This is a genomic window from Pseudomonas sp. NY8896, assembly GCF_039634505.1.
In genome coordinates, this window is record NZ_CP132350.1 from 4471096 (window position 1) to 4483595 (window position 12500).

Consider the following 12500-nt stretch of genomic DNA (forward strand, 5'->3'; position numbering starts at 1 on the left):
CCGGAACTGACCGCCTATGCTTGAAGTCAGTCCCTTTATGCGCACGTCCATGAAGACCTCCATCGCCCTCGCCATCCTGGCCCTGATCGCCGCCGCCGCCCTGCTCGGCTCTCCGTGGATGAACCAGCGCTTCCACATGCCTGCAGAAAAACCCCAGGCTCAACAACGCGAAACGGCCAGGTCCCCAAGGGAGCCGGCCGTTTCCAAACGCGAGTGACGCTTAGTGCTGCTTGCTACCAGAGCGGATCTGGTGCACCACACCCATCGCCACCACGATCGCCGCAGCGATGCCGGTAGAGATCACCAGGATCTGGTAGTCAGGCATGAAGGCCATGGTTACCAGAGCGGCCACGATGAACGCGATCACCAGGTAGGTCAGCCACGGGAACAGCCACATCTTCAGGCGTACTTCCTTGCCCTCGGCAATCAGCTTGCGGCGCATGCGCAGTTGCGAGAAGGCGATGACCAGGTACACCAGCAGGGCGATCATGCCAGTGGTGTTCATCAGGGTGTCCAGTACGTCTTTCGGGCGCAGGGTCTCGCTGAAGTTGATCAGCGCACACACCACGGCCACGGCGCACGAGCCCATGATCGCGTACACCGGTACACCGGTGCCGGCGCGGGTGATCTTGAAGAACGACGGCGCGTCGCCACGCTGGGCCAGGGAGAACAGCATGCGCGAGGCGGTGTAGTGGCCGGAGATCAGGCAGCTGCTCACCGAGGTCAGCACCACGAAGTTCATCAGCAGTTCGGCATACGGCACGCCCAGCAGTTCCAGGGTACGGCGGTAGGCACCGTAGCCGGAGACGCCCAGGTGCGGGTCGTTCCACGGTACCAGGCAGACGATCAGGAAGATCGAGCCGACGTAGAACAGGCACACACGCCAAACCACCGAGTTGGTCGCCTTGACGATCTGCGCCGCAGGGTCCTTGGCTTCGGAGGCCGCGATCGTGACGATTTCGGCGCCGAGGAAGGCGAACATCACCCCGAGCAGGGCACCGATCACGGTGGTGATGCCATTGGGCATGAAGCCTTCGGCGGTGAGATGGCTGATGCCACGCACCTCACCGAACTGCCAGACGTTCATCACGGCAGCGGTACACACGATCAGGAAGCAGACAATCGCAATCACCTTGATCAAGGCGAACCAGAACTCGAACTCACCGTAGTGCTTGACGTTGAAGAAGTTGACGGTGATCAGCAGCAGGGTCGTGGCCAGCACGAACACGTTGACGCTGACGTCAGGGAAGAAGCCATGCAGGATCTTGCCCGCCACATAGGCTTCCCAGGCCATGAGGATGACCCAGTACCACCAGTACAGCCAGCCGATGGTGAAACCGGCCCAACGGCCAATGGCGCGGTCGGCGTAGGTGGAGAACGAGCCGGTGTCTGGCGAGGAAGTCGCCATTTCACCCAGCATGCGCATGATCAGCACCACCAGGATGCCGCCTGCCAGATAGGCCAGGACAGCGGCTGGGCCGGCGCTGTGGATCACGCTGCCGGAACCGACGAACAAGGCGCCGCCAATAACCCCGGCGATCGACATCATCGTCAGGTGGCGCGACTTCAGCGAGGCACTGAGCTTGCTCTCGTGCCCGCTTTTCGCGGTGGTGGTTGTGGATGTTGCGTCCATCAGTTGTGTACCCCGTGCTTCTTTTTATCCAAGGAAAACTGTGAAACCCCGATGGCTGGCGATTTCACCTGTACATCAGTGCTAATGCGGGCAGGATGGTGTGAACAAACACACGCAGGCCCTCCATGGCGGCCTGCTGACGCGCCCCAGGGCGACTGCCTGGCGCGAACTGAACATGCTTTATGTGGCGATATCCGACACCTAATGTAAAAATGTCCGACGCAGAGAGCCATGCACAGTGGCATGAATCTCGCACTGCACTGTACAGGTCGCCCTTGCAGTACACCCTGCAAACGCCAGGCGATACGCACCCTGAAGGCCACGAATGTTCGAATTACATCCAGACTCCTCAACCCCGCTGGTCAACCAGATCATCGACGGGCTGCGCGAGCTGATCGACAACCAGACCCTCAAGCCAGGCGCCAAGGTCCCGTCGATCCGCGCCTTTGCCGCGAGCTATTCGGTGAGCACCTTCACCGTGGTCGAGGCCTACGACCGGCTGGTCGCCCAAGGGCTGCTGGTGAGCCGTGGCAATGCGGGGTTCTTCGTCAACCGTGCGGCGGGCGAACTGCTGGAGCAGCACAACGCCGAGGCCGACACCAGTCGACCAACGTTCAACTCCGAGTGGTACCTGCAGCAGATCTTCGAAATCCGCCAACTGCCGTACAAGCCGGGGTGCGGCTGGCTGCCCAACGACTGGATGTACGAAGACGGCCTGCGCCGTGGCCTGCGCCAGGTAGCCGGCAGCCCCCTGGAGCTGTCGGGCTACGGCGACCCCATGGGCCTGATGGAGCTGCGTGCACTGACTGCGCAGAACCTGCAACAGGAGCTGTCGATCGTCGCCAACCCGGCGCAGCTGATGCTCACCCACGGCGCCAGCCAGGCCCTGGACCTGGCCGCACGCACGCTGGTGCGCCCTGGCGACGTGGTGCTGGTGGACGACCCCGGCTACCCCAACCTGATGAGCATCCTGCGCACCCAGGGCGCCACCCTGGTCGGCGTGCCGCGCACCCCCGCCGGCTACGACCTGAACCAGCTGGAGCAGCTGCTTACCCACCACCGCCCAACCGCGTTCTTCACCCAGCCGCACCTGCACAGCCCGACCTGCTCGCGCACCCCACTGCCGCAGTTGCACCGGCTGTTGCAACTGGCCAGCCAGCACGGTTTCCGCCTTGTGGAGAACAACCTGTACGCCGACATGGTCACCGAGCCGCAACCGTGCCTGGCCAGCCTCGACCACTTGCAACAGGTGGTGTACGTGGGTAGTTACTCCAAGAGCATTTCACCCAACGTGCGGGTCGGCTACATGCTGGCCAACCCCGAACTGATGCAGAAATTGCTGCACCTGAAAATGCGCTCGGGCCTGACCACCTCGCAGGTAATGGAGCGTGTGGTGTACGCGGCGATCATCGACGGCCGCTGGCGCAAGCACCTCAAGCGCCTGCGCCAGCGCCTAGCCGAAGCCCATCAGGAAGTTGGCCGGCATTTGCATCGATTGGGCTTTGAACTGTTCACCGAATCGGATGAGGGCATGTACATCTGGACTCGCCACCCGGCGATTCCCGACAGCGCGGCGTTGCTGGATGACGCGCTGGAAAAAGGCATCATGCTCGGGCCTGGTCAGTTGTTCATGGTCGATGCCAAGGCCACCGGGTGGATGCGGTTCAATGTGGCGTTCAGTACCGATCCGGCGATGTGGGAGTTGCTGGAGAAGGTCTTCGTCAAGCATGTGCGGCGGGGTGGGATGTAGGGGCGGTGTTGTTCCGGGATGTTCGCCTTGGCATTTTCGGCGCCAGTCAAATCGAGTTCCTATCAGGCCCGTGACGGGAGTAGGCCAAACCAAACTTTTGAGGCGGCACGCCCATATCCGCGGCTTAACGAAACAATTCCATCTTAGCAAGCCCGACTTTACTCTAGAACATTTCACTCTCCCGAACCCAGTGATCAGGAGAGTGAAATGACCTCCCGCACGACCATGACAGCTTCAGAAATTGGTGAAATTTATTCACCAGCTCCATTCCGGTATGACTTTGAATACCTCTTGAATTGGGCTGAGCCTTTTACCCTTCCACTCGTACCACCAGATAGTGCGGCATTTTTCAGTATCGGTGCTGACAGCAGGGATGCCGAAGCTAAAGCACAAAAGATTATAAACAAAATCGAAGCAACTCGCCCCTCCGCCCCACCTGGCCTGAAGCAATATCTGGACAACCACTACTCAGCAATTGACGCTCGTCACACTGACGAACTAATCAGACTGCAGGCCAAGCGGCAATTTCTTCTAGATCTTCAAGAAAAAATCATCTACAAGCGCCTACCCACTGACGACTTCTCAGGAATACATGTGTATGCCCCCGGGCTTACACCAGCCTACCTCTTTTATACCTATATAGACCCTCACATCAACGTTGGAAAAGAGTTCTACATCGCACAGGGCTTCCTGTTTGCCCTTATGCGAAGCATCACTGCAGCGCAGATTGAAATCCTGCTAGGCCAGAGTCTGAAAATAATCCATCGCAAAATAACTACTGTCAACTCAAAACTTGCACCTACTGAAAAAATCACCTCGGAAAGCAATACCATAACCTTTAGCATAACACCTTCAATTCAACTCTCAACAACCTTGGGCGCAATAGGCAATAGCCACTACCATAATCGCCAATTAGAAACAACTTTGCGATCAGGCCGACAATTGCTGGCAAGGGCAGCCGGCGCTGCTGCATCCCGGCTATTCAACGTTGGCATCGGTGCTCTGCTCTATTCTTCCGAACTCGGCAACAGTGATCTCTATCATGAAACAACACTGAGCCTCCCAGCCGATTCATTAATACCGGACCTACCCGATCAGCTGTACGAGAAAGCCCTCAGCCATGGTGTAGCGGAGTCAACCTATCGGATTTATACGAGGAATGACATCTATACACTCATCAAAAACCAGCAGACAGCAAGTCTCGAAAGCAGAGTACCTCTACGCCCCCTCTACTTCGACGAGGCGACGAACAGCTACATTTCCGTACCTTCGCAAAAGTTTCCAATCAAGCTAACGTTACCCGCCCACACACCCGGCGACACTTCGACAACTAAACCTGGCGCGCAGATACCTTCCTACCCCTATCGTGGCGTGACACTCAATCCACTGCACATCGAAGCCTCCCCTCTACCCGCGCTGGAACCGGAGGACTTCAAAGACTGCATTTACTGCTTCCCGCCAGAATCTGGCCTACCGCCACTGTACGTTGTCTTCAACTCTCCCTACCCCGGCGCGACAACCAAAGGGACTTACAGTGGACGACCCTACAACCCGGATAAAGCTGGGGGACCTATCGAACGACTGGATTGGAGGAAGACTAAGATCACAGCTGATGGCATTGAGCTAGTCAAGCTACACACAAGTCGTTTCGAACCCTCCGATGCGAACAAGATCATGATCGATAGGCTGAAAAAAATACTACAAGGTCAATTAGAAGCAACTGACACTGACAAGCGATTCTACACACATGAAATAAGAGAACTTGAGCGCTTCCGGGCGCTTGAAATCCCAGATAAAATTAGGCCTGAAGATCGTGGCGAAGCATGGAATAATACACATGCCGCAACACTGGAGGACTACCAACTCACTTCAGAACTTGAGCTATTATACACACCAGAAGCCATTGAGGCAGACGACCGGCAGACTGCGCGAGAAAATCAATGAATACCGTCAGCGAAATAGTAATTAACGAAAGCCCTACAGACGTCATTTTATGGCTTGTGAGGCGAGATGGCATTTCTCATCCCCGGCTCGACAACTTGTACAATAGAAATAGCTGGGCAAATATTGGTGACTGCCTACAACTCATGAACTTAGTAAGCAAAATGCTTGAAGAAGGCTTAATACAATATGGCGGTAATGGCTACATCAAGGGCCAGAATTGGCGAGAGCCAGAATTCCTGGCTCAAAAAAAATATGAATTGTGAGGCGCTCTGAACTTAGGGCCTTGCAGGATAAGATGAGTTTCATCAGAGGCGCCGGCAGTGACAATGGGTCTGCCGGCGCTCACCACCTAACGCCAGTCCGCCTTACCAGCAAAGAACGCCTGCGCATTCACCTCCAGGCTGTCCAGGTGATACCCGCCTTCCTGCACGATCAGACACGGCAACCGCAACGCACGAATCCGCTCCCCCAACGCAGCAAACCCTTCAGTCGTCACTGCCACCTTGCTCTGCGGGTCGAGCTCATAGATATCGAACCCCAAAGACAACACCAGCGCCTCAGCACCAAAGTCCTTCACTGCAGCTAGCGCAACGTCCAACTGCCCCATGAAATCAGCCTCACTGGCCCCATGCGCCATCGGCAAGTTCAGGTTGTACCCCTCCCCTTCACCACAGCCCCGCTCGTCCGCGAACCCAGCCACGCCTGGGTAGAAGTTGGTCGGGTCACCATGCACCGACACATACAGCACATCACGGCGATCGTAGAAAATCTCCTGAATCCCCTGCCCATGGTGCATGTCGGTATCAAGAACCGCCACGCGGCTATAACGACTGCGCAAAGCCTGGGCAGCTACAGCCGCGTTGTTGATGTAGCAGAACCCGCCCGCCGCATCGAAGCGCGCATGGTGCCCCGGTGGCCGGCACAGCGCATAGGCAGCCGGTTCGCCGTCGAGGATGGCCTTGGCCCCGGCCACCGCGCTTTGCGCAGACCAATAAGCCGAGCGCCAGGTGTTTTCGCCCACAGGGCAGCTGCCATCCGCCAGGTAGCGCCCGGCCTGGGCGAGAATGCCACGCAAGGCGTTGGGCTCACGCACGAAGATGTTGGACATGACCTCGTCGCCCCAGTCCTCGGGCACTTCCTTCCAGCGTGCATGGGCCTCTTCGAGGAAGGCCAGATAGGCCTCACCGTGCACAGCCCTGAACGGTTCAAGGCCGGCATCGTCGGGCTGGCGGATGTCGAAGCCCAGGTCCTTGGCGGCCTGCAACAGCCGCTGGGCGCGCTCGGGGACTTCCTGCGGGGTGCGCATGGCGCCGCGCGAGTAGTAGCTGCGCGGGTGGTGCAGCAGTTGTTCGGGGTGGAAGTAGCAACGCATCAGGCTTCTCCTTGTTCGACACGGCCCGCACGGGCCAGCACGGCGTTCAGCAGTACATCGGCACCCTGACGGGCATCGTTGGGCAACACGTCTTCGGCTTCGTTGTGGCTCAGGCCGCCGACACAGGGGATGAACACCATGGCCGTCGGGCAGTAGCGGGCCAGCAGGATGGCATCGTGGCCGGCACCGCTGACGATCGATTGCTGGGCATAGCCCAGGCCATCCACGGCCTGCTGCACAGCAGCCACGCAGTCGGCGTCGAACGGGGTGGCCGGGCTGACCCAGTGCCGCTCGATACGCACCTGCAGACCACGCTGGCTGGCAATGGCTTGCAGCTTCAAGGTCAAGTCGCGCTCCATCGCCTCGATGGCTTCGTCGCGGTGGTGGCGCAAGTCGACCGTGAACTGCAGCAGGCCAGGAATGGTATTGCGTGAAGACTTGGCAATGGACAGTTCGCCAACAGTGGTCAAACCTTCGGGCGCGAAGTCCGCTGCCAGTTGCTCAACCGCCTGGATCATCCGCGCCGCGCCATACAAGGCATCCTTGCGCAGCGGCATCGGCGTGGTGCCGGCGTGTGCCGCCATACCTTCGACAGTGACGTCCAGCCAGCGGATAGCCTGACCACCGCTGACCACGCCGATGGCCTTGGCGTTGTCTTCAAGGATCGGGCCTTGCTCGATATGCGCCTCGAAATACGCATCCACCTGGCCACCCAGCGGGCGCTGGCCGGCGTAACCAGTGCGCTGCAGCTCGTCAGCCACGCTGATGCCATCAGCATCGCGGATAGCCAGCGCCTCGGTCAGCGCAAGGCTGCCGGTAAACACCGCCGAGCCGAACATGGCCGGGGTGAAGCGCGCGCCTTCTTCGTTGGTCCATACAGCGATTTCCAGCGGCTTGCGGGTCTGGATGTTCAGATCGTTGAGGCGACGCACCACTTCAAGCCCGGCCAGCACGCCATAGACGCCATCGAAACGACCGCCTTCGGGCTGGGTGTCGAGGTGGCTACCAATCATCACCGGCGCCGCATCCGGGTCACTGCCAGGGCGGCGGGCGAACAGGTTGCCGATGGCATCCACCGTCAGCGTCAGGCCGGCTTCACGGCACCAGTGGCTGAACAGTTCACGGCCAGCCTTGTCTTCGTCGCTGAGCGCCAGGCGGCAGCTGCCGCCACGGGCGGTGGCGCCGATTTCGGCCATGGCCATCAGGCTCGCCCACAGGCGTTCGCCATTGCTTTTCAACATGTGCGGGTACTCCAGAGTAAAACAGTTCGATCAGGCCAGTTCCAGGCGCTGGCTACGGGCATACTGGCGCGCCAGGGCAAGCACGCAGACCAGCGAGACGGTGGCGATCAGGGTGTAGAACACGGCCATCGGCCACCACTGGCCGCTGAAGGTGTGAGCCAACCAGGTGCCGATCAGCGGGGTAAGGCCGCCAGCGATGGCGCCGCAGACCTGGTAGGCCAAGGAAATGGCGGTATAGCGCACGCGGGTTTCGAACATACCGCTGACATAGCCAGCTATCACCGCGTAGAAAGAGGCCATGCAGGCTGCAGCCAGGGCGATGCCCAGTACGATCAACGGCCCCTGGCCCGAGCTGACCAGCACGAACATCGGGTACGGCGAGGCCATCGCCAGCAACGCGACCAGGGCCAGGAAGCGCGTGGCACCGATCTTCTCCGACAGCCAGGCAGCCAGCGGTTGCACGCAGAACTGGATGATCGCCACGAAGAACAGGCACTCAAGTATCAGCGAGCGCTCCAGGTGCAATTGTTGAGTGGTGTAGCTGATCATGAAGGTGTTGGTGAAATAGACCCCGGCAATGCCCAAGGTGTTGGCACCGATGCACAACAACAGCGGGCGCCAGGCGGTGCGCAGCACTTCGAAAACCGGCGCCTGCTCTTTGCGCCGGGCCTTCTCTGCCTGTTCGCGGCTGGCGATGAACTCGGGCGACTCGTTCACCCCCAGGCGAATCGCCAGGCCCACCAGCAGCAGCAACGCGCTGGCCAGGAACGGCACGCGCCAGCCCCAGCTCATCAGCTCGTCTTCAGGCAGGCGGGTCACCGCGCCGAAGGCCAGCAGCGACAGAATCAGGCCCGCCGGGCTGCCCAGTTGGGCGAACGAAGCGAAGAAGTTGCGCCGGCCTTTGGGCGCATGCTCGCCGGCCATCAGCACCGCCCCACCCCACTCGCCGCCCACGGCGATGCCCTGGACGATGCGCAGCAGGATCAACAGCACCGGTGCGGTGGCACCGATCTGCGCGTAAGTCGGCAGCAGGCCGATACACACGGTGACGATGCCCATCATCAGCAGGGTGATGACCAGCGACTTCTTGCGGCCGATACGGTCGCCCACGTGGCCGAAGACAATGCCACCCAACGGCCGGGCGAAAAAGCCCACGGCGAAGGTGCCGAACGCGGCCATGGTGCTGAACAGGCTGTCGTCGGAGGGGAAGAACAAGGCACCGAACACCAGGGCGGCGGCGGTGGCGTAAATGTAGAAGTCGTACCACTCGATCATGGTGCCGATGAACGCGGCAGCGGCGGCACGGCGTGGCTGGGCGGAAGCGGTGGGCTTCATGGGGGCTCCTTTGCTTGTTGTTCTGGCAGGAGTTGCTGGGTCATGGTCGCGCTCTCGTGGCGCTTGGCCTGCGATTTATCGGCTCAGGGCTATGATTAGTCAATTTTCTATTTATTATTCGTACTATTAGCCACGCTTATCATCGAGCCTCGCCATGTCCGACCGTCTGCTCAACGACCGCCTCGACTGGAACCTGCTGCGCACCTTCCGGGTCATCGGCCAGGAACTGTCCATCAGCCGCGCCGCCGCCCGCCTGCACCTCACCCAGCCGGCCGTGAGCCAGGCGCTCAAGCGCCTTGAAGAGCAGCTTGGCCGCCAGCTTATCGCCCGACGTGGGCCGCGTTTCGTGCTGACGGAAATGGGCGAGCAGCTGTTCCAGCTGGCTGGCGAGGTGTATGGGCAGATGTCGCAGATCGGCGGTTTGCTGGAGCAACCGGCGGACGAACTGGTAGGCAAGGTGCGTCTGTTGATGATCAGCCGCATCGTCAGCGAGCGCTTCGACGACTTCCTCGCCGACTTCCATCGCCAGCACCCACGGGTGGAGCTGGAAATCGACGTGATGCGCAGCTCCGACATCGTCGCAGCCCTGCAGGAGAAAACCGCCACAGCGGGCCTTAGCCTCAACCGGCGTGCACAACCACGCCTGGAGCAGCGTTTGTTTCTGCGTCAACGCTATGCGTTTTTCTGCGGCAAACACCATGCCTTGTTCGGCCAGGCCGAAGGCGACTTGCAACGGGAGAATTTCGTCAGTTTTACCAGCGACCAGATTGGCGGTATGTTGTCGCCGCTGACCATTTTCCGCGACCAGCAGGGCTTTGCCGGGCGCATCGTGGCGTCATCGCCAAGCCTGGAGGAAGTACGCCGGCTGGTGATCGCCGGCTTTGGCATCGGCTGCCTGCCCGAGCACGTGGTGGCGCCTGATGTAGAGGCGGGGTTGCTGTGGAAGTTGCCGCCGCAGGAAGGGATTGCCGATGTGGATATTCACCTGCTTTGGAACAGAGAGCAGCGCTTCAGTCGGGCGGAAGAGGTGTTTATCGAGGCATTGCAGCAAAGTCTCGGTTAACAGGCTTCGCTGGCGATAGGAGGGCAAAGCCCTCCCCCTTTCGCGATTAGGCTTCAGGTACCGGTGCCTGCTGGGCGATCAGCCCCAGCTCACGCAGCTCGGCCCAGAACGCGGCCGGAATCACCGCATTGAACGCCGCCAGGTCTTGGTCGGCATGTTGTGGCCGGGTCGCCCCTGGGATCACCGCCGCTACCGCGGGGTGCGCCAGCGAGAACTGCAACGCCGCAGCCTTGATGTCCACCCCATGGCGCGCCGCCACTTCGTTCAGGCGCTGGACACGGGCACGGATTTGCGGGCTGGCCTTCTGGTACTCGTAGTGCTCTCCCCCGGCAATCACGCCGGAGTTGTACGGGCCGCCGACGACAATGCCGAGGCCTTGCACCAATGCACCTGGCATTACCCGTTGCAACGCACGGTCGTGGTCCAGAAGGCTGTAGCGACCCGCCAGCAGGAAGCCGTCCGGGCGTGCTGCTTCGAGGTCCAATGTCAGCTCGATCGGCTCGACGCGGTTCACGCCCAAGCCCCATGCCTTGATCACGCCTTTTTCACGCAGGCGGGTCAGCACGCGGAAGGCACCGGTACGAGCGATTTCGAACTGGCTCAGCCATTCGTCACCGTAGAAGTCCTGGGCGATGTCGTGAATCCAGACGATATCCAGGTAGTCGGTACCCATACGCTTGAGGGTGTCTTCGATCGAGCGCAGGGTGGCATCGGCGCTGTAGTCATTGACGATGCGGTTACGGTTGCCGTGCTCGAACAGGCCGCTCTTCTCGCCCAGCTCACGAGCAGCCGGGTCTTCCAGTGCGTCGAGGATGACGCGGCCAACCTTGCTGCTCAGCACGTATTCATGGCGCGGGCGCTGGGCCAGGGCCTTGCCGAGGCGGATTTCCGACAGCCCGGCACCGTAGAAAGGCGCAGTGTCGAAGTAGCGCACACCGTTGTTCCAGGCCGCGTCCACCGAGGCTTGCACTTCGGTATCTGGCACGTTGCGGAACATGTTGCCCAGTGGCGCGGTACCAAAGCCCAGGGGGTTGGCGATCAGGTCTTTCAAGCTCATGGCATGTCTCCAGAAAGGGTGTGTAAGGTCATCAACCGACGACGTGAGCACATCCTAGGCTGGCCAAATCCAGACCGTCCAAGTCATAATTCGTCACAGTTAAGTCCCTGGAGGTCTCATGCAGGATTTGCGTCAGTTGCGCTACTTCGTGGCCGTCGCCGAATGCGAGAATGTCGGCCGAGCCGCCGAGCAGCTGCATATTTCCCAATCGCCCCTCAGCCGGCAGATCGCCCAGCTGGAGGACAACCTTGGCCTGGCCCTGTTCGAACGGCGCAACCAGCGGCTGTACCTGACTAACGACGGGCGCACCTTCCTGGCCGAGGCGCGCGGCCTGCTCAAGCATGCCGAGCGCTTGGAGTCGCTGGGCAAGCGCCTGGGCCGTGGCGAGGAAGGCGGCTTGTGCATCGGCTACGTCAACCACGCCATCCACGCTGGTGTGCTGCCTGGCGCAGTGCGGGCCATTCGTGGCGAACGCCCGAACATTCACATTGCGCTGTACAACATGATCCCCAGCGAGCAGTTCGAAGGCCTGCGCCAGCGCAGCCTGGACATTGCCCTGGTGTGCGAGCCGCCGCCGAAGCACGACCCCGACTTGCGTGCGCAGCCAGTACTGGATGACCCAATGCTGCTGGCCATCCCAGCCTCGCACCCTCTGGCCAGCAAGGCGGAACTGACCCCGGCCGACCTGCACGAGCAGGAATGGATCATCACCGGGGGCCAGCCCGACCAGGTGAACAAGCGCGACGACTTCATCGCCCGCTGCGGTGATGCCGGTTTTACCCCGCGCTTGTCGCTTGAAGCGACCGACCCATTGAGCGTGCTCGGCCTGGTGTCCGCGGGCCTGGGCCTGGCCATGGTGCAGGGCAGCCTGACGGCCAGTGCCGGGCCAACCGTGGTTTTGCGTCAGCTGGATTGGTTCCAACCCAGCGTGCAATTGTGGGCCGCCTGGCACCAGGTCGACCTGCGGCCGATCGTGGGCATTTTCCGTGAACGCGTGCTGGCGCAGGCGAATAAGTCCATAGAGGTCTGAACTCAGTCGAATTACGTCTTTTACAGTCTGAGTAGGCTTTACTAGGATGGCTCTCATCGATACAACTCACCCACA

11 protein-coding genes are annotated in these 12500 nt (G+C 60.5%); 6 read left to right on the plus strand and 5 right to left on the minus strand.

The features are described from left to right. Positions 1-37 precede the first annotated feature (37 nt). Positions 38-217, plus strand: coding sequence for a hypothetical protein (locus Q9451_RS20015; protein ID WP_041166684.1), 180 nt, complete (start codon positions 38-40; stop codon positions 215-217). A 3-nt stretch (positions 218-220) separates the two neighbouring features. On the opposite strand, the gene Q9451_RS20020 is transcribed toward Q9451_RS20015, so the two are convergent. Beyond that, a complete protein-coding gene (locus Q9451_RS20020; RefSeq protein ID WP_012271690.1) occupies positions 221-1633 on the minus strand; it encodes an amino acid permease in 1413 nt (470 codons plus the stop codon). Between the two features lie 325 nt (positions 1634-1958). Here Q9451_RS20020 and Q9451_RS20025 point away from each other — a divergent pair, with 325 nt between their 5' ends. The 3 genes from Q9451_RS20025 (at position 1959) to Q9451_RS20035 (ending at position 5590) form a co-directional block, all read left to right on the plus strand. After that, complete coding sequence (locus Q9451_RS20025; protein WP_012271689.1) at positions 1959-3383, plus strand: PLP-dependent aminotransferase family protein; 1425 nt, start codon at positions 1959-1961, stop codon at positions 3381-3383. Between the two features lie 207 nt (positions 3384-3590). Then, complete coding sequence (locus Q9451_RS20030) at positions 3591-5327, plus strand: S-type pyocin domain-containing protein (RefSeq protein WP_012271688.1); 1737 nt, start codon at positions 3591-3593, stop codon at positions 5325-5327. Then, complete coding sequence (locus tag Q9451_RS20035) at positions 5324-5590, plus strand: hypothetical protein (protein ID WP_071984352.1); 267 nt, start codon at positions 5324-5326, stop codon at positions 5588-5590. Before Q9451_RS20030 ends, Q9451_RS20035 begins: the two co-directional genes overlap by 4 nt. 86 nt (positions 5591-5676) lie before the next feature. On the opposite strand, the gene Q9451_RS20040 is transcribed toward Q9451_RS20035, so the two are convergent. Genes Q9451_RS20040 through Q9451_RS20050 form a run of 3 tightly spaced genes read right to left on the minus strand, consistent with a single transcriptional unit; the run spans position 5677 to position 9275 of the window. Continuing rightward, on the minus strand, positions 5677-6699 hold the full coding sequence (locus tag Q9451_RS20040) for a histone deacetylase family protein (RefSeq protein ID WP_012271687.1): 1023 nt from the start codon (positions 6697-6699) through the stop codon (positions 5677-5679). After that, the gene (locus tag Q9451_RS20045) at positions 6699-7940 is read right to left on the minus strand and encodes a Zn-dependent hydrolase (protein WP_012271686.1); all 1242 of its coding nucleotides are present in this window, start codon (positions 7938-7940) and stop codon (positions 6699-6701) included. The genes Q9451_RS20040 and Q9451_RS20045 overlap by 1 nt, the downstream gene beginning before the upstream one ends. 30 nt (positions 7941-7970) lie before the next feature. Next, on the minus strand, positions 7971-9275 hold the full coding sequence (locus tag Q9451_RS20050) for an MFS transporter (RefSeq protein ID WP_012271685.1): 1305 nt from the start codon (positions 9273-9275) through the stop codon (positions 7971-7973). 154 nt (positions 9276-9429) lie between these two features. Between Q9451_RS20050 and Q9451_RS20055 the strand changes: the two genes are divergently transcribed. Beyond that, positions 9430-10338, plus strand: a complete 909-nt coding sequence (locus Q9451_RS20055) for a LysR family transcriptional regulator (RefSeq protein WP_012271684.1) — start codon at positions 9430-9432, stop codon at positions 10336-10338. A gap of 46 nt (positions 10339-10384) precedes the next feature. On the opposite strand, the gene Q9451_RS20060 is transcribed toward Q9451_RS20055, so the two are convergent. After that, positions 10385-11395 carry an aldo/keto reductase gene (locus Q9451_RS20060; RefSeq protein ID WP_012271683.1) on the minus strand — a complete coding sequence of 337 codons (1011 nt, stop codon included), beginning with the start codon at positions 11393-11395 and terminating at the stop codon, positions 10385-10387. Between the two features lie 118 nt (positions 11396-11513). On the opposite strand from Q9451_RS20060, the gene Q9451_RS20065 reads away from it, so the two are divergent. Further along, complete coding sequence (locus Q9451_RS20065) at positions 11514-12425, plus strand: LysR substrate-binding domain-containing protein (protein ID WP_012271682.1); 912 nt, start codon at positions 11514-11516, stop codon at positions 12423-12425. The last annotated feature ends 75 nt before the right edge of the window (positions 12426-12500 follow it).

What these genes read in the sequence shown, in the direction of transcription:
- Q9451_RS20015 (WP_041166684.1), top strand. Translation starts at nt 38, where the DNA reads ATGCGCACGTCCATGAAGACCTCCATCGCCCTCGCCATCCTGGCCCTG.
- Q9451_RS20020 (WP_012271690.1), bottom strand. Translation starts at nt 1,633, where the DNA reads ATGGACGCAACATCCACAACCACCACCGCGAAAAGCGGGCACGAGAGC.
- Q9451_RS20025 (WP_012271689.1), top strand. Translation starts at nt 1,959, where the DNA reads ATGTTCGAATTACATCCAGACTCCTCAACCCCGCTGGTCAACCAGATC.
- Q9451_RS20030 (WP_012271688.1), top strand. Translation starts at nt 3,591, where the DNA reads ATGACCTCCCGCACGACCATGACAGCTTCAGAAATTGGTGAAATTTAT.
- Q9451_RS20035 (WP_071984352.1), top strand. Translation starts at nt 5,324, where the DNA reads ATGAATACCGTCAGCGAAATAGTAATTAACGAAAGCCCTACAGACGTC.
- Q9451_RS20040 (WP_012271687.1), bottom strand. Translation starts at nt 6,699, where the DNA reads ATGCGTTGCTACTTCCACCCCGAACAACTGCTGCACCACCCGCGCAGC.
- Q9451_RS20045 (WP_012271686.1), bottom strand. Translation starts at nt 7,940, where the DNA reads ATGTTGAAAAGCAATGGCGAACGCCTGTGGGCGAGCCTGATGGCCATG.
- Q9451_RS20050 (WP_012271685.1), bottom strand. Translation starts at nt 9,275, where the DNA reads ATGAAGCCCACCGCTTCCGCCCAGCCACGCCGTGCCGCCGCTGCCGCG.
- Q9451_RS20055 (WP_012271684.1), top strand. Translation starts at nt 9,430, where the DNA reads ATGTCCGACCGTCTGCTCAACGACCGCCTCGACTGGAACCTGCTGCGC.
- Q9451_RS20060 (WP_012271683.1), bottom strand. Translation starts at nt 11,395, where the DNA reads ATGAGCTTGAAAGACCTGATCGCCAACCCCCTGGGCTTTGGTACCGCG.
- Q9451_RS20065 (WP_012271682.1), top strand. Translation starts at nt 11,514, where the DNA reads ATGCAGGATTTGCGTCAGTTGCGCTACTTCGTGGCCGTCGCCGAATGC.